The sequence below is a fragment of the Halalkalibacter urbisdiaboli genome (assembly GCF_002156385.1).
Taxonomy (GTDB): domain Bacteria; phylum Bacillota; class Bacilli; order Bacillales; family Bacillaceae_D; genus Halalkalibacter_A; species Halalkalibacter_A urbisdiaboli.
Genome location: NZ_MVJM01000001.1, coordinates 1,271,138 through 1,289,182, shown reverse-complemented (window position 1 = coordinate 1,289,182; position 18,045 = coordinate 1,271,138). Strand labels below are relative to the sequence as shown.

Annotated in this window: 15 protein-coding genes and 2 pseudogenes; 15 read left to right on the top strand and 2 right to left on the bottom strand. The window is 35.9% G+C overall.

The annotated features are described in order from the left end of the window. The first annotated feature begins 487 nt into the window (after positions 1-487). The 5 genes from B1R93_RS06435 (at position 488) to deoD (ending at position 3,851) form a co-directional block, all read left to right on the top strand. Positions 488-1,117, top strand: coding sequence for a hypothetical protein (locus B1R93_RS06435; protein WP_088103101.1), 630 nt, complete (start codon positions 488-490; stop codon positions 1,115-1,117). Positions 1,118-1,346: 229 nt separating this feature from the next. After that, positions 1,347-1,532, top strand: coding sequence for a hypothetical protein (locus B1R93_RS06430; protein WP_088103100.1), 186 nt, complete (start codon positions 1,347-1,349; stop codon positions 1,530-1,532). Between the two features lie 37 nt (positions 1,533-1,569). Then, positions 1,570-1,716, top strand: a complete 147-nt coding sequence (locus B1R93_RS23615) for a tyrosine-protein phosphatase (protein ID WP_088103426.1) — start codon at positions 1,570-1,572, stop codon at positions 1,714-1,716. A gap of 69 nt (positions 1,717-1,785) precedes the next feature. Next, complete coding sequence (locus B1R93_RS06420; protein WP_088103099.1) at positions 1,786-2,958, top strand: MFS transporter; 1,173 nt, start codon at positions 1,786-1,788, stop codon at positions 2,956-2,958. Positions 2,959-3,146: 188 nt separating this feature from the next. Further along, entirely contained in the window at positions 3,147-3,851 is a 705-nt protein-coding gene (gene deoD, locus B1R93_RS06415; protein ID WP_088103098.1) for a purine-nucleoside phosphorylase, read from the top strand. Between the two features lie 136 nt (positions 3,852-3,987). Here deoD and B1R93_RS06410 read toward each other — a convergent pair whose 3' ends face one another. Continuing rightward, on the bottom strand, positions 3,988-4,749 hold the full coding sequence (locus B1R93_RS06410) for a TrmB family transcriptional regulator (protein WP_088103097.1): 762 nt from the start codon (positions 4,747-4,749) through the stop codon (positions 3,988-3,990). 513 nt (positions 4,750-5,262) lie between these two features. On the opposite strand from B1R93_RS06410, the gene B1R93_RS06405 reads away from it, so the two are divergent. The 3 genes from B1R93_RS06405 to deoB all read left to right on the top strand — a co-directional run bounded on the left by B1R93_RS06405 (position 5,263) and on the right by deoB (position 9,683). After that, positions 5,263-6,531 (top strand): NupC/NupG family nucleoside CNT transporter, encoded by a 1,269-nt coding sequence (locus B1R93_RS06405; RefSeq protein ID WP_088103096.1) that lies wholly within the window; start codon positions 5,263-5,265, stop codon positions 6,529-6,531. A gap of 211 nt (positions 6,532-6,742) precedes the next feature. Beyond that, the gene (locus B1R93_RS06400) at positions 6,743-8,326 is read left to right on the top strand and encodes a bifunctional metallophosphatase/5'-nucleotidase (protein ID WP_088103095.1); all 1,584 of its coding nucleotides are present in this window, start codon (positions 6,743-6,745) and stop codon (positions 8,324-8,326) included. 178 nt (positions 8,327-8,504) lie between these two features. Further along, positions 8,505-9,683: a phosphopentomutase gene (deoB, locus tag B1R93_RS06395; RefSeq protein ID WP_088103094.1), complete on the top strand. Its 1,179-nt coding sequence runs from the start codon at positions 8,505-8,507 to the stop codon at positions 9,681-9,683. A gap of 67 nt (positions 9,684-9,750) precedes the next feature. Here the strand turns inward: deoB and B1R93_RS06390 are convergent. After that, positions 9,751-11,313: pseudogene (locus B1R93_RS06390) on the bottom strand (DUF4158 domain-containing protein); the annotation flags it as partial. Between the two features lie 147 nt (positions 11,314-11,460). Between B1R93_RS06390 and B1R93_RS06385 the strand changes: the two are divergent. From B1R93_RS06385 to B1R93_RS06350, 7 genes and pseudogenes are all read left to right on the top strand, one after another. Then, positions 11,461-12,036 (top strand): recombinase family protein, encoded by a 576-nt coding sequence (locus B1R93_RS06385; RefSeq protein ID WP_033728358.1) that lies wholly within the window; start codon positions 11,461-11,463, stop codon positions 12,034-12,036. Between the two features lie 63 nt (positions 12,037-12,099). Further along, positions 12,100-13,062, top strand: coding sequence for a helix-turn-helix transcriptional regulator (locus B1R93_RS06380; RefSeq protein WP_047155544.1), 963 nt, complete (start codon positions 12,100-12,102; stop codon positions 13,060-13,062). A gap of 74 nt (positions 13,063-13,136) precedes the next feature. Further along, the gene (locus tag B1R93_RS06375; RefSeq protein ID WP_038182224.1) at positions 13,137-13,769 is read left to right on the top strand and encodes a type 1 glutamine amidotransferase family protein; all 633 of its coding nucleotides are present in this window, start codon (positions 13,137-13,139) and stop codon (positions 13,767-13,769) included. Between the two features lie 118 nt (positions 13,770-13,887). Beyond that, positions 13,888-14,133: pseudogene (locus B1R93_RS23905) on the top strand (HIRAN domain-containing protein); the annotation flags it as partial. Between the two features lie 1,328 nt (positions 14,134-15,461). Next, positions 15,462-15,992, top strand: coding sequence for a GNAT family N-acetyltransferase (locus B1R93_RS06360; protein ID WP_088103092.1), 531 nt, complete (start codon positions 15,462-15,464; stop codon positions 15,990-15,992). 283 nt (positions 15,993-16,275) lie between these two features. Next, the gene (locus B1R93_RS06355) at positions 16,276-16,959 is read left to right on the top strand and encodes a response regulator transcription factor (protein ID WP_088103091.1); all 684 of its coding nucleotides are present in this window, start codon (positions 16,276-16,278) and stop codon (positions 16,957-16,959) included. A gap of 2 nt (positions 16,960-16,961) precedes the next feature. Beyond that, positions 16,962-17,966, top strand: a complete 1,005-nt coding sequence (locus B1R93_RS06350) for a sensor histidine kinase (protein WP_088103090.1) — start codon at positions 16,962-16,964, stop codon at positions 17,964-17,966. Positions 17,967-18,045: the final 79 nt, after the last annotated feature.

The following is an 18,045-nucleotide window of genomic DNA, read 5'->3' as shown; positions in this document are numbered from 1 at the left end:
ATGTATTAATTGGAAAATATATTAAAAAATTCTTATTAAACATAATGCACCGTTACTTTAAGTGTAACATTTCACAATTGGAATAGTCCTTTGAGGTTCCTCAAAGGACTATTTAAAACATTAGCAAAACGGTACATCAATAAAATAAACAGTATGACTTTATTTCAAAGCCACAACAAACCGAATCCGATTTTTAGATAACTGGCTTTATTATCTAAAAATCGGATTTTTGTTGATTGTGTTAGAACGTTCTCGGAGACGGCTTCTTTATCACTTTTTATACCGAAGTCGGAATAGTGTAATTCCAAGTATACTAAGTGTAAGGAAACTGCTAATGAAAGCAGCGCTTATAATTAGAATTGTAATTATCCAATCTAAAGGAGTGAAAGACATGCAGAAGATGGCAATATGCAATCAGTCAGTTGTTGGTATGCTTTACAGGTAATCGGAGAACGGATACGAAGCGACCAATAGGAGGATAGAAGAGATGACGAGATTAAGAGACGAACTGAAATTAAGTGAGCAGCTAAAAGAGCTCAGTTATAAACAGAAAGTCGATCACCTATGGGGATATTACAAATGGCATATGATTGGTACGATTGTGGCACTAATTGTCGTGCTAACCTTTGCCCAGGCACTGATAGGGAAAGAAAAAAGCTTCGATATAACGATAATAGATGGAGAACAGGCAAGGATTGACCCGTTTACCTTAGCAGCTAACTTAACGAACCACTTCAGCGATTTCCATATTTCAGTTGATGTCATACATTCAGGTGAGACGTTCTCAACGATTTCCTCTGATGAATCACAGAAAATGCTAGTCCGAGCCGCTGCAGGTAATATTGACTTATTATTGGTCGATGACAAGATATTTCAAGAATTAATGCAACAAAACGCGTTTGCGCCACTTGAAGATTTTATCGAGCTAGAGACTCTTAATGTAGCAAACGATTCCTATTATTACAATGAATCAAATGATGTTGTTTACGGCATCCACACCTCAAGCATTCAAGCTTTTGAGCCGTTTAGCCCTCTGAGAAATAAGGTATTATGTGTTTTTGAACGAGCAAGTGACGTAAAGGAGATTGAACGATTTTTAACAGTTGTGCTGGAGTGAAGCAAGGGGGGGATCCTCTTGCTTCTTTTTTTCGTAAAATAACGGAAGCGTAAGAACCGTCCCTGTTTCGAAGACAATTAATTGCGTCAATTTTAAGACAGCAACGTCAACGGACGATATATCGCCTCAATGGAATAACAGTACCAAAACCGACCAAAACGCTATCAAATGGAGAAAATGATTATTACAAACGAAAAGAAGTAGCCAAACGTTAGGCGTAAGTGATTAAATGGTTCGACGTATGTGTGATAGAGGAAAATTCCCTGGTGCCTATCAAACCGACGGGGGACACTGGAATATCCCAAAAAATGTCCTCATTACAACAGAGGAGCAAGAGCGGAAAGCAGAACAACTATTCCAACAAATAGATACTAAAAATAAGGAGGCGGGGGATGTAAATGAATTTGCTCTATGATGCCCCAAAATCCCCCGAAAATTTTTATTGAGGTGGTATCATTTTTCATTGCGCAGCAGGTAAAGACCGAACTGGTATCTTAGCCAGGCTGCTATTATGCCTAGCTGGTGTTGAGAAAAAGGATATCTTATCAAATTATGAAATATTGATAGGCATGACTCATGTATTTTTAGTAGATTATTAAATTAATTCTTGTTATGACTCTGGTTGTAGGTTACTATTGTAGTGGTAACTTATGAAAAGGGGTTAGAATATGGATAAACGTGTTTACTTATTAACGATCGTTTCGTTTGTTGTTGGATTGGTTGAATTGATTATTGGTGGAATATTAGATTTGATCTCGAACGATTTAGGAGTAAGCCTTGGACAGGCAGGGTTTCTAATAACGGTGTTTTCACTTGTATTTGCTATTGCAGCTCCCATTTTGTTGAACTTTACGACAGGAGTGGAGCGAAAGCGTTTAACATTGATTTCCTTATTTATATTCTTATTAGGAAACGGTGTTGCGGTAATAAGTTCATCCTATAGTATGTTATTAATCGCCCGTATTATCTCTGCTGCCAGTGGTTCTTTACTTGTGTTTTTATGTGTAACTATAGCTTCGAGTATTGTGGCAGAAGGTTATCGTGCACGGGCAATTGGTGTAGTGTTTATGGGAATCAGTGCTTCTTTAGTGTTGGGAGTTCCAATTGGGTTAATGTTGGGAAATGCATTTGGTTGGCGTGCTCCTTTTATCATGATTGCAGTACTAACACTACTTTCAATCGTCGGTGTGTTTCTCTTTATGGATAAAATTAATCCGAAGCCTTCCATTCCAATAGGTGTACAATTACGTGCGTTGAAGGATAGGAAAGTATTATTTGCCCAATTGACTTCATTTCTATTTTTAGCGGGACACTTAACGTTATATGGATATTTAACACCATTCTTAAAAATACAGTTGGGGCTGGATGGAATGTGGGTTAGTATTGTGTATTTAATCTTCGGAGTTGCTGCTGTAGCGGGTGGAGGGTTTGGAGGTATGTTAGCTGATCGATTTGGTACAAAACCTACAATTCTCTCTGTGATTGTTGTCTTTGGGGTAACGATTTTCTCAATTCCTTACACAACTTTTGCTTTTCCGCTATTTATAGCCGTAATGGTTATCTGGAGTATGTTAAGCTGGGCGATTACTCCAGCGATGCAAAGTTATCTGATCGAGTCGTCTCCTGAAACCTCTGACATACAGCAAAGCTTAAACAATTCTGCCCTTCATTTTGGTATTGCTTTTGGTTCTTTAATCGGAGGAATTGTTATCGAAAAGGCAACCGTTGAATTAAATGCTACAGTGGGTGGTTTATTTATCATCATAGCTTTAGGAGCAGCCTTTATTTCGATGACTAAAGAAAAAGTGCATTCTGGTCATTCTTTCGAAATAGAGAAATAAAACTCTTAGACTATAAATTTTTGTTTTGATGGAGCCATTATCAATCGGTGAAAGGAGGGATTTTAACGAGAGTTTTAATCTAGTTATGGTTTCCTTTGGAAAACGATAAGTATGTGTTTTAATGAAATTTATTTAAGGAGGTGAAAATCATTGCAATTGACTAGCTTTCTCAATTGTAATGATAGATTATGAGTATTCATATTAACGCTAAACAAGGTGAAATTGCAGAAAATATCCTATTACCCGGTGACCCGCTTCGTGCCAAGTATATTGCAGAGACGTTTTTGGAAAATGTAAATTGCTATAACAATGTAAGAGGGATGTTAGGGTTTACTGGCACCTTTAATGGGAAACGTGTCTCAGTACAAGGAACTGGTATGGGGGTTCCGTCCATTTCTATCTATGTCAATGAGCTAATTCGTGACTATGATGTAAAAAACTTAATTCGTGTAGGTACATGTGGGGCGATCCAAAAGGATGTTAACGTCCGTGATGTAATTTTAGCGATGACGGCTTGTACTGATTCAAACATAAACCGTTTTACATTTCCGGGGATAGATTTTGCTCCTTGTACTAACTTCGATTTATTAAGGAAAGCGTATGATGCTGGAGTTGAAAAAGGTTTGTCTGTAAGAGCTGGAAATGTACTAACAGCTGATATTTTTTATCGCGATAGCATGGAAATAATAGAGAAATTAGGGGATTACGGAGTCCTAGCTGTTGAAATGGAAACAACAGCACTATATACTCTTGCTGCAAAATATAGTGTTAACGCTTTGTCCATTTTAACGGTAAGTGATCACATCTTCACTGGTGAAGAAACTACTGCAGATGAACGCCAAACAACATTTAATGACATGGTTATTATGGCATTGGAAACAGTAAATTCCTAATGTGAAATCCTATTAAAAGCGAGGTTGGCCCAAAAGTAATTATGTAACGACCTTTTGAGTCAGCCTCCTTTTCGTATTATTTCATCGCTTCTAATTATAACTAAAAGACTTTTGGGGGAAATGACATGTAAATGTACTAATATCGCAGCCTCATAAGGATATTTCTTATTTCTTCATCATTCATTAATAAATCAAAATGCTTTTCATTAATTTTTGCTAGTGCAACATCATGATAGAAAAACTCGGTGAAAACCTTTATAAATGGCTTGGACATTGTTTTTAAAGCTTGCCAAGATTGCTCTTCCATACCTGCAAAAATGACTTCTCTATCGTCAACTATAATTAATCGAAATCGTTCTAATACCTGATGCTCTGTTGCAGGAATAAGAGTATGAATGTTTGATAAATTCGACTCCAATTTACCTACTACAAGAACTTCGACATCTACTCCATGTTTTTCTTTGTCAATTAACAATGGCAAATATTCAATGAGGTCATCTTTCCAAGCGGAAATTCGGATCGATTTTTTCGCTTCTTGAACAAGCTGTTTACTTTGTGCCTGAATGGATGAATCAACTTTTAAACTCCAAACATGTTCATCGTAATAGGATTTTTTTTTGAAGTTTGTGTTTTTTAATTGTTTAACATTGTTCTGAAATTCAGTGGTAAGTTTTTCAATTGCAAGAGGCAGTGGCAACCCAGTATAAAGCTTTTTATTTTCAGATATAGAATCTAATACCATACCTTTTTCAATCATGCGTGATATAACTTCATATATTTTTGCTTTTGGAACTCCTGAATACTTTACAATGTTTGTTGCGTCCAGTGGTTCCTCACTAGACACAAGGACTTCGTAAACTCTACTTTCATATTGAGAAAACCCGAACTTTTGTAACATAGTTCCTCCTATATGTTTTTATTTGTGAATAGATAAAAGATTCCACTACTGTTATTTCCCCTTATAAATAAAAGGGGGGCTCTATCACTAATCATGATAAAGGAAAACTAAAACCAATTCCACATAATTTACTGGTTTGAATTCATATGACATTCTCCGTGTGTTCATACGATAGGTGCTAATTTATACTTCTATATTATTATAAATTTTTGATTTTTTTTATTGACAAATAGGAACGCTCTGAAGTACGATTATTTTGGTTACTCTATTAGTGGTAACCTTTTATTGGGATTCGATTGAAAGTGATATCAAAGTAAGCAGGTCTAATGAAAAAGGGAGAAGAGGAGAGATGTCGATGCAGTTTGCATACCGGAAATCTTTTTAGAGTATTTCTTGAATATTGTAGTTAATCAAGCTTACTTCAGGTCATGATGAAAAAATTGTTAAGTCTAAAATAAAATGAAAGGGATTTCAACAAGTTATTTAGTTTAAAAAAATATTAGGGGGAACATTATGAATTTTCTATGGGGAGTTTTGGGTGTTATTTCTATTTTAGGTATTGCATTTTTATTATCAAATAATAAAAAAGGAATTAATATTCGTACGGTTGTGGGAGGACTTTGTATTCAATTCTTTTTTGCTTTAATTGTTTTGAAATGGGAAGTTGGGCAAACCTCTCTTAAATGGTTTTCTTTAAAAGTTCAAGATATTATCAACTATACGAATGAGGGTATTACGTTTTTATTTGGTGGTTTAATTGGGAATGAAAGCATAGGTTTTATTTTCGCCTTCCAAGTGTTAACTGTGATTATTTTCTTTTCGTCACTCATTTCTGTCCTCTATTATCTTGGAATTATGCAATGGCTTATAAAAATAATTGGTGGCGGGCTTTCAAAGTTGTTAGGGACAAGTCAAGCAGAATCAATGTCTGCAGCTGCAAATATTTTTGTTGGACAAACAGAAGCCCCTCTTGTTATTCGGCCATATATTGCAAAGATGACACAGTCTGAACTTTTTGCTGTTATGACAGGTGGCCTGGCTTCAGTTGCAGGCTCTGTATTAATTGGTTATTCATTAATGGGAATTCCACTTGAATATTTAATAGCAGCAAGTTTTATGGCAGCGCCAGCCGGTTTAATTATGGCAAAAATCATGGTTCCTGAAACGACAGCCTCTGCAAAAATTGAAACCGCTGCAACCGTTGAATCTATTGAGACAGCTGATACACCTCAAACGTCTACTGAAATCAAAATTGAAAAAGATGAAGAAGTGACAAATGTTATTGATGCAGCAGCACGAGGAGCATCAGATGGTTTAAAACTTGCCCTTAATGTAGGGGCTATGTTGCTTGCTTTTATCGCATTAATTGCACTAATGAATGGAATATTAGGTGGTGTAGGTAGCTGGTTTGGCTTTGAGTCATTATCAATTGAAATGATTTTAGGTTGGGTGTTTGCACCAATTGCTTTTATGGTTGGAGTACCGTGGGCAGAAGCATTTCAAGCTGGCAGTTATATTGGCCAAAAACTTGTACTAAACGAATTTGTAGCATACGCTGCGTTTGCACCAGAGATGACAAACTTAACACCAAAAGCAAATATAATTATAAGTTTTGCCCTTTGTGGCTTTGCAAATCTTGGTTCACTGGCCATTCTTTTAGGCGGATTAGGCGGGCTTGCTCCAACCAGAAGATCAGACATTGCTAATCTGGGTGTACGTGCTGTTTTGGCCGGGGCATTGGCTTCACTATTAAGTGCCGCAATCGCTGGAATGTTACTTTAATGTCTGTCTTTCATGTATATGATGAGAAACGATAATGAAAGCGATTTCAAAAATGGTGATATAGCGATTTTAATAGATAACACAAAATATAAATATTTTCTTAGTCCAAATAGAAATTCCTAGATAGAGGTTTGGTGTCCTACGAATAGTTTTTTATGTGGAAGATTGATAGTTTTTCTTACTTGAAAATTATAAGTGGAAGGTGAACTTTATGTTGAAATGTATAAATGGTTGTAAATTTCAGTTTTTTTTATTGTTAATCTTAACAACTTCAATGGTTATAGGATGCTCCAATGAAAGCATAGATAACGCTCTTTCAAATGGGGAAGAACAAGAAAAAGAAGAAAAGAAACATGTAGAAGAGGAAACAACTATTACAATTTTACATGATACGCATTTTCACGGTTCGTTTGGTGATGATGAAGTAAATTTAGCTAAATATGTAGATTTTATCAATTCAATTCGTTATGAAAAAGAAAACGTTCTTTTTGTGGGTGCAGGAGACGAAATATCACCATCTCTTATGGCTGGGTTATGGAATGGTGAGCATATGATAGAAGCCTTGAATGCCTCTGGATTGGATGTAACAACATTTGGGAACCATGAATTTGATTACGGGCCTGAAAACTTGGAAGCGCTGGTGTCAAAAAGTGAATTTCAATGGGTCAGTGCCAATATAATCGATAAACAAACAGGAGATGTGTTTGCTAAAGACCAGGGGGCAAGGCGTTATATTATTAAAGACATTGATGGTGTCAATCTTGGTATTACAGGCTTAGCCCCAAAGGATATGGGAGATTTCACTTCGTTAGGGGAGACGGTAGAAGAGATAGATTTTATTGAAGCTATGAAAGCTGTTGTTCCAGAAATGAAAGATGCAGGTGCTGATATTATCCTAGTATTATCACACTTGGCTAATTATGATGCAGAAGAATTAGCAGATGAAGTTAATGGTATTGATATCATAGTAGGAGACCATAATTCTAAAGTTAATGACGAGCCAAAGTATATAAATGATACGATCGTATCGTTTGCTGGAGATGAGTATGATTATTTAGGTGAAATCAATATACAAGTAACAGGTGGAAAGATAGCAGATTGGTCCTATACATTACACACTGTTGAGGAACATGTTGGCTATAATCAAAATGTACAGACGATCATCGATCGATATAACAAAGAGTTGGAGGAGCAATTGGAGGTTGAAATAGGAAAACGTACAGTTGAATTTGATACACGTCTTGAGTCAATAAGGTATAAAGAAACAGCTGTAGGAAATTTTATCGCTGATACTATACGAGATTGGGCAAATGCGGATGTTGCTATTCAAAACGGTGGTGGTCTTCGTGGGAATCAAGTATGGGGGGCGAATGAGTCTATTACACGTAAGGAAATCCAAGAAATTTTGCCGTTCCGCTCCTTTGCATCGAAACTAGAAGTGACTGGGGAACTATTGCTAGAAGTTCTTGATTATAGTGTATCTAACGAAGGTGAAGGGGCCTTTCTACAGGTTAGCGGAATTGAAATGAAATACGATCCTTCTAAAGATGCAGGTGAGCGAATTGTAGAGATTAAAATTAATGGGGAACCTTTAGATGTTAATAAAACTTATACATTAGCAACAAATAACTTCCTTCATACTGGAGGAGACGGTTATAGTATGTTGTTAAAATCAAAACCAATCATAGTAGAAGAAGCCGGACCGCTTTTATCTAATCTGATCATAAAAGCTATAGAAGAAGTTGGGGTTGTTTCTACTGAAATCGAAGGTCGCATTGTTAAAGTCGATCAATAGAACTATGTGCAATTGTTAATAGAGAAGAATTCTTTTTAATAAAGAAGATAATTATAGTTATAGCTTATCCAACGTCTAACAATTAATAGGGTATAAGTAGATGACTAAATGGGGTATCTGACATAGATGGCTAATATTAAAATCAATAGAGTTGACGAAAGGTAGGTAGTAACACTAAATGAAACAGTTTCAACGTGTGTTTTTGATTGTAATGGATTCTGTCGGGGTTGGAGAAGCCCCTGATGCCGATAAATTTAATGATAGTGGAGCTGATACATTAGGACATATTGCTGAGAGGATGGGAGGATTACATTTGCCGAATCTTGCGAGCCTTGGTTTAGGTCATATCCATGAAATCAAGGGTATAGAAAAGGTAGAACAACCAAACGGTCACTATGGAAAAATGCAAGAAGCTTCTAATGGAAAGGATACGATGACAGGACATTGGGAAATTATGGGCCTGAATATCGAGCAGCCATTTAAAACATTTCCTGATGGCTTTCCAATAAAATTAATAGAAGAGTTAGTGAACAGAACAGGAAGAAAAGTAATAGGTAATAAGGCTGCATCTGGAACTGATATTTTAGAAGAGTTAGGAAAACTTCATTATGAAACAGGGGACTTAATTGTCTATACATCGGCAGATTCGGTTTTACAGATTGCTGCTCATGAAGATGTTGTTCCACTTGACGAACTATATCAAATTAGTGAAATTGCAAGAGAGTTAACATTGGATGAAGAATATATGGTTGGTCGTGTAATTGCTCGGCCGTTTAGCGGTCAACCTGGTAATTGGAAACGAACAGTAAACCGTCATGACTATGCACTTAAGCCTTTTGGTAGAACAGTAATGAATGAGTTAAAGGATAGAGGCTTCAGTTCTATTGCTATTGGTAAAATATCTGATATTTATGATGGAGAAGGAGTAACAGAAACTATTCGAACGAATTCAAATATGGATGGGATAGATAAGTTATTAAAGGTCATGGAACAGGAATTTATGGGATTATGTTTTCTAAATCTTGTTGATTTTGATGCGCTTTTTGGACATCGTCGAGATCCAATTGGCTACGGAAAAGCATTAGAAGAGTTTGATGCTCGTTTGCCAGATATTCTTAAGAATCTTAGAGCAGACGACCTATTAATTATTACTGCTGATCATGGTAATGACCCTGTACATTATGGGACAGATCATACACGTGAGTACGTACCATTACTTGTTTACAATAAACGTCAATCGATATCAAATAATTTAGGGATTCGAAAAACATTTGCTGATATAGGGGCAACGATTGCTGAAAACTTCAATGTGGAACTTCCATCACATGGTATTAGTTTTATGGAAAAACTCAACTAAATAGGGGTACCGTCAGGAAAACGCGGATTTACAACGCTAAGCCTATTTTCCTGACGATTCTCCCGTTATATTCTTCGAATGATAAACTAACTGATAACCTCGTATTTCCCTTCGTTTGATTCCATGTATCCTCTGAAAACAAATATTCCTCAAAATCTCTATATTGTCTACTGCCCACAATGGATACATCACCAGCCCGAACATGTTCCCTTAGTTCTGTTAAGATGGCCATTTCATAATAATGACGATTGATTGTACCGTCATCCTCATATAAGTGTTTTTTCCAACGCTTTGAGATAAAGTCCACAGGTGAGTCGTCAGGTACTTTTCGCTTTCCAGATTCGTTCATTCCTCGGATAATCTCTACAGCTTGTATAAGTGATTCATTTGCCTTTGTAGAATGAAAGTCCAATACCCTTAATAGCGTTGGCGTATATTTTCTAAGTGAATAAAATCGTTTTTGCAGTAAGTCTAAATAATCATAGTCGGCAGGACGTGCAAGCTCCTGAGCTTCTTCCACCGAAGAGACAAAAGAATTCCATTCAATAACGGATTCTAAAACCTCAAATATGTCTAATTTTCCCTCTTTTGCTTTGATTAAAGCTTGTCCGATGTTCGTAAAGTGTATAACCTTTTCATTCAGCTTTTTACCGTTTTGTTTCTGAATTTCTTCTTGAGCCTTACGGCCTTTTGATAACAGACTGAGTATTTGTCTGTCATGAATTTCAAAAGCTTTATCCGTTAACTCCTGAGTAAGATGTAATAAATAGACGGTTAATATCGAATATCGTTTATTTTCTTGAAAGTCACGAAATGCATAAGGCTCATATCTTGAACCTAAGCGAGATAGCTGTAACAGACGATTGCGATGCAAATGACTAATTTGTACTGTTTCTAATTCCATATCTCGTATGTATTCGAGTCGTTCTATTACTTTTAGAAATGTTTCGGGTGAAGGATGACCCGGTGGTTCTTTTAACCAACCTAATATCGTTTTATTAGATTCGGATGGATGCTGCGAAGTAATGATTTCTTCAAGCTTTTCTTTTTGCTCATTTGTCAGAGATTGACTAACCGTATTAAATAGCTTCTTTTCAGCCATTGCCCTTGCCCTTGCCTCCCACACAATTCTCTCAAGTGTAGTGATAGCAGGCAGTATGATTTTGTTTATTCTTAGAAAATTAATGCATTCATGTAGTAGCTGAATGGCATCACCATTTTCCAAAGCTAATTGATGAAGATGCTTAAATATCATTCGATATTCTTTTAGAGTAAAAGTTACAAAGTCGTATTCACTTCGAATTTCTTTCAAATGATCCCAAAGTGTATTTTCTCTTTGAGGATAAAGACTAAGCGAAGATGGACTGGAACCGATTTGTTTCGATATATAATGTATGAATGAATCCGGGATGCTTTTGATATGAGTGTATGGTCAACCGGGATACCGAAGAACGGCTAATTGAACGGCGAACCCTAAACGGTTTTCTTCTCTCCTTCGTTTATTTATAATTTCTAAATCTCGTTTGGAAAAAGTGTAGTAGGTTCCTAGCACCCACTCATCTTCAGGAATTTGCATAAGGGCCTGCCGCTGTTCTGGTGTAAGCAATTCTCTACCTCTCGCAATTTTCATACAGTATCATCTCATTTCTGTAATTATTCAGTTAATTAGTTCAATTATATATCAATAGAGTGTACTCTATTGATACAAGTGTGGGAGACTGATAAAATCATAGTTAAGAGCGTCTCATAAGACTTGTCTCAAAAATGAGGTGATATTTTGCGAAAAATCGGTTATATACGTGTCAGTTCAACTAGCCAGAATCCTTCAAGGCAATTTCAGCAACTGAACGAAATCGGAATGGATATTATTTTTGAAGAAAAAGTTTCCGGAGCAACAAAAGATCGTGAGCAACTTCAAAAAATGTTAGAGGATATACAAGAAGGTGACATCATTTATGTTACGGACTTAACTCGGATTACTCGTAGTACACAAGATTTATTTGAATTAATCGATAACATACGGAGTAAAAAGGCAAATTTAAAATCCTTAAAAGATACATGGCTAGATTTATCAGAAGATAATCCCTACAGCCAATTCTTAATTACGGTTATGGCGGGTGTAAACCAATTAGAACGTGATCTTATCCGTATGCGGCAGCGTGAAGGAATTGAACTGGCTAAGAAAGAAGGAAAGTTTAAAGGTCGGTTAAAGAAGTACCATAAAAATCATGCAGGAATGAATTATGCAGTAAAGCTTTATAAAGAGGGAGATATGACTGTAAATCAAATTTGTGAAATTACAAATGTGTCTAGGGCCTCATTATATAGAAAGCTATCGGAAAGGAACAGTTGATGAGTTATACCAAAAATCGGAAATATATAATAGAAAATAAATTTCATATAGAGGTGGAATTATATGCCTAAAATTGACAATATGTTAGCAATTCTATGGATGCTTCGTTCAGGTGAAAAAATTACTGCAAAACAAATTTCAGAAAAGTTAGAGATGAATATAAGGACTGTGTATCGTTATATTGATACAATTTCAACAAGTGGCGTACCTATAATTTCAGAACCAGGACATAACGGTGGATACACTTTATTGAACAATTTTATTGAGGCTCCTCTTTTTTTTGATTTTGAGGAGCAAACTTCACTATTTCACGCTGCTGTTTTTGCAGAAGAAGCCGGATATTATGGAGGTGAAGCACTAAATAGGGCCATTTCAAAACTAAGTAAATACTCAAATCAAGAGCAGGAAACAAAGATAAACCAACATTTAACTAGTCTTGAAGTAATAAGTCGATTAAGTTCACTCTCTATGGAACCTTTTTTGAAGGAGTTGGAGCAGGCCGTAGCTGACGGGTACTCAGTAAAAATTCTTTACCATAAAAGTGGCGAAAAGCAATTAAATTATAGATTGGTCGATCCGTACAGAATTATCTATTGGAATAATAAGTGGTATGTGATTGGATTTTGTCATCTTAGGAATGATATCCGTAGTTTTAGAGTAGATCGAATTGAAAGTCTAATGCTAACCGAAAATAAGTTTAACCGGCCAGAAAATTTTTCAGCACGTGACTTTTTTATAAAAAGTCTTCTTCCAACTATAGAAGATAAGGAAGGGATTATTTCTTTGGTTATTAATGGGGATAAAAGTGTATTGGCTGATATTTGCCAACATTGGTTTTTAGGACATTATTTACAAGAACGGACTTCAAATCAAGCAGTTTTTCTTCTTGAAAAAGATATGATACATACATATGTACCTTATTTACTTTTACCGTACAATAAATCTATTAAAGTTATTGAGCCAATAAGTCTTAAGAAGAGACTTATTGAAGTTCTGTCGGAATTAATAAAATTTCATCAAGTATGATAACTTCCCTGACGTTAACTGTCAGGGAAGTTATATTATAATAGCTATATCAATTGTGATTGGAGTGTTATTGGATGCAAACAAAAAAAGTTTTTCTATATGTATTTAATACAATGTCGGACTGGGAATATGGATATTTAATTGCTGAACTAAACTCAGGAAGATATTTCAAAAAAGATTTAGCACCTTTAAAAGTAATTACAGTAGGAGCTAATAAAGAAATGATTACTACTATGGGAGGACTGAGCATAAAACCAGATATTTCCCTTGATGAATGTACTCTTGAGAGTAAAGATCTTTTAATTTTACCAGGAGGGACTACTTGGAGTGAAGAAATTCATCAACCTATCTTGGAAAGAATTGGCCAAGCTTTAAAGCTTGGCACTATTGTTGCTGCAATTTGTGGTGCAACTGAGGGCCTCGCGAATATGGGATACTTAGATACTAGAAAGCATACAAGTAATAACTTAGAATATACTAAAATGGTATGTCCTAACTATAAAGGAGAAAAGTTCTATGAGTTGGGATCTGCGGTATCTGATGCGAATTTAGTTACTGCATCAGGAATAGCTCCTCTGGAATTTGCAATGGAGGTACTGAAAAAAATAGATGTATTTACACCAGATGCATTACATTCATGGTATAACCTAAATAAGACTCATAAACCTGAATACTTCTTCCAGTTAATGAATTCAATAAATAAATGAAGTAACTGAAAAGCTCAATTTCTCTATTTTGATTTGTAGAGAAGTTGGGCTTTTTAATTTGGAATCCGCATTTTCCTGACGCTACCCCAAATAGTACTGTACAGTTGAAACTGAAAATAATTATGATCCTAATGCTGTTTTAATTTATACTAATGAAGGTAAGTTATTAGGGTATGTACCCGGTTTTTGTGCAAGGGGAATTTCAGCATTAATCGTAAATGGAGCAAATCCGAATGTTCGAGTTTCTTATATTAATGAAAAATCAACACCCCATTGGTGGGTTAAAGTGAAATTTGAAAGTGAAATACCGCCAAAACAAGAAGTATCAAATGATATACAATCCATTATGGCAAGTAACCTGTAAAAAAAGTGGACCACGAAGACATAAGTACAATCTACGTGGTTCCTTTTTTATTAAGAAATTGAATGTAATTTGATAGACGGAAACTGTAAAATAATAAATAGAATGATTTTTAAACTTTTAAAATTTATCCATAATATTAAATTAATTGGATATTTGTACGTGGATTTAGAGTGATAATTTTAATTATTGATGTTGAAACATTAATAAAAGCCGAACTTCTCTTTAAATTTTTGAGAGAAGTTCGGTTATTTTTTTATCTTGGCAGTTTTGTTTTTAAGAACGCTTATTGTTGTAAATATCTTTGATAAAACTCTACGCGGTTCTCTTTCTCTAATTCTGGTTAACTTAATAAGAATCCATAGTTAATCATTCACGTATCGGCAAAAAGAATTTCCGTCATTTATCTATCTCAAATATCTCTCCAAGGGTTTCTGATATTTCTCTGGAGTTCTTTTTTTGTTTGTGCCATTGAAATGTACCACCTCTAACATAGCATTTACCACAAAATGACAAAAAGTATCCCGAAGAATGACAGACTGTTTACCACTGCAATTCTTCTGGTGATAAAAGATGTAAAACCATAGTTTGGTGAAAGAAATGTTAAAAAAGTTATTGTTTTCAATAAGAACAGTCTTCTGCCAAACGGGCCAGATTAACTCTGTTATTACGTAGTAGACTAAATACGGTACAACAAGAAACGTCTTTAGTCTATATGAAAAGAATTTATACCTATCAAGTAAAGGTGTTCTTTTTTATAAGTGTTAAGGATTTTTGAATTACTGATAAGTCTCCAACTGGATATTTATGTTAAACTTTATATAAGTTTGTGAAACAGTGTACTTAAAGTAACGGAGCAGATTAACGCAAGAAGCAGAATGAAAGGTGGCTACAATTTGTTTAAGGAAAGCATTAGATTTCCGTTAATATTTTTTGTAGTATCAGTTATTTGGCAGGTAACAGCTAAAAATGAGGTTCAGTGGATTGATAATATAGGAGTATCTTTTATAATGTTCTTGATCTTTCTACTTTATAATTGGTCAAAGAAACCCTATAAGTGGAAGAAAGAAAGTGAGAAATAAGTATTTCCTAAAATGATTTTGTTACTACTAAAGGGTGCAATGATTTAGTAAATCATAAAAATCAGGTAAAATCCTTATTGAATTAACGGGAGCAATAGCTGAACAAGGAGTTGTCGATGGCAGCTCCTATTGTTTATTGTGTTAACGAGGCAGTTTAATTGAAGAAGGAATATATAATTTTGAGAGGTTATTTTTGCTTAATATCGAAACAAGGATTATGGGATTAGTCTTTTTATTGGGGGATATGTAATGCACATAAAAACAAAAAGGTTATTGATACGTAAATTTAAATTCAAGGATTGGCAAGCTGTCTATGAATATACTTCTGATGTAAATGTGATGAAATATATACCAGAAGGTGTTTTTACTGAAGAAGATGTAAAAGAGTTCATAAATAAAAACATTAGTGATACGGCTGAGAAATTTGCTGTTGTATTAACAGATGAGAATATTGTTATTGGACACATTGTTTTTTATAAGTATTTTGGTGAACATACTTATGAGATTGGGTGGGTGTTTAACCCAAAGTATTACAATAGAGGGTATGCTTCTGAAGCAGCACAAGCGATTTTAAAATTTGGTTTTGAAAAAATGAAGTTACATAGGATTATCGCAACGTGTCAGCCAGAGAATATCCCATCATATCGAGTTATGGAGAAGAGTGGAATGAGAAGGGAAGGCTATTTTAAAAAATGTATTCCTAAGGGAAATGAATGGTGGGATGAGTATTATTACGCTATTTTAGAAGAAGAGTGGAAAAGAAATAGTATAAATTTATAAGTGATTGTTATTCAACTACCACGATGCTGCACTAAATTTTGATTTGCATTGTGCAATATACTTATGTTCATTTAGTAAAACTTACATGGTATGTCAAAGGAAACAAAAGGAGATGCTACCTTAAAATTGAGTCGCTAGAGCAACTCATAACTGAATTGCTTCAAAACAAAAAAGAAATCTCTGGTCATAGAAAGCAAAAGCATGTATCGTAGATTCGATAGGAATTTACGATACATGCTTTTTAATTTAATAAAACTTAAAATGAAATGATAGGGGGAATCACATGAATATCCTAGTTGTCGAAGACGATCGCACCATAGCTTCCGGATTAATATATTCGCTGCAACAAGAAGGTTTCCACACAATTTTGTGCCATACAGCGGCTTCAGCAAAAACTGCAATCGAACAACAGCTCAGCGACATTGATTTATGTTTGCTCGATTTATCTTTGCCAGATGGAAGCGGCTATGATTTATGCACGCTGGCTAAGACGAAGCGAGACATTCCTGTCATTTTTCTTACGGCGTTTGATGATGAAGTGAACGTGGTCATGGGCTTAGACATGGGAGCCGATGATTACATCACTAAGCCATTCCGCATACGTGAACTTCAATCGCGCATCAATTCGGTGCTGCGCCGCTACCAGCACAAGAGTCCATCTAAATCTATCATGCAACTGGGAGATGTCCAAGTGGACACAGTGAATGGGAAAGTACGTAAAGGCGGCAACGAAATTTTTTTAACGGCTTTAGAGTATCGGCTGTTGTTGATTTTTGCTAACCACGTCGGACAGGTTATCACGAGAGCTCAGTTGCTTGATCGGATCTGGGATGTCGGTGGAGATTTTGTCAACGACAATACATTGACGGTTTATATCAAGCGATTGCGTGAAAAACTCGAGGTCGATCCCGGACAGCCCACTCTCATCAAGACCATCCGAGGTATGGGCTACAAGGCAGGTGATTGAGCTTGCTACGAAATCGTGAAATCCAACTATTCTTAACTGTACTTGCTTTTTTTAGCTTAGCTGGTGTGTTGCTTGCAGCTATTTTCGGTTCTGCTGCAGCCAGTTGGAGTGTGTTTGCCATCTCCATAGTATTGATTGCAACTACTGGAATTTTCACGTGGTGGCGCTATAAGGAGATCGATAGGCTGTCAGGCTATCTACAAAAGATCAGCAATGGCGATTACCAGTTGGATGTTCGGGACAATACTGAAGGAGAATTGAGCTTGCTTAAAAGCCAAATCTACAAAGTAACGACAAGATTATCAGAGCAAAGTACCACACTTCATGAAGACAAAGAAAAACTGACGAACGCTATCTCTGATATCTCCCATCAATTGAAAACGCCACTCACCTCCATGATGGTCATGGCAGATTTGTTAAGTGACAGCCGTCTCGGTGATGAAAAACGCACTGAATTCACTCGGAATTTGAATATTCAGTTGAAACGGATGGAATGGCTTGTTTCGTCGCTCCTCAAGTTATCAAAAATTGATGCCGGTACTATTGCTTTCAAGAAAGAGCCAATAATGGTTATGAAGCTCATCGAAAAAGCGATCGAACCCCTTTTGGTGCCAATGGATATTAAAATGCAGCAAATAGACATCCAAGGGGACAACCTTACTACATTTTCAGGAGATCTGAACTGGACCACTGAAGCGCTAATCAATATTTTGAAAAACTGTGTTGAACATACCGCCCCTGGTGGAAAGCTGTCTATTCGTTACACCGAAAATATACTTTATACTGAAATTATAATAATGGATAATGGGAGCGGCATATCAAAACAGGACTTGCCGCATATCTTCAAACGCTTCTACAAAGGTAGGAATGCAAGCGATGAGAGTGTCGGCATTGGTCTTGCCATGGCTTATAGTATCATCACTAGCCAACAAGGAGATATCGAAGTGAGGAGCGAACCGGAGATGGGCACGGTCTTCCATATTAAATTCTACAAGCAGGTAGTTTAAATTGCTCCTGCTTTTTTGTGTATTTTGCAAAGTGACCGAACTGTCACCTTCGAGTCACCTCGCAGTCATGTAGTCTCGT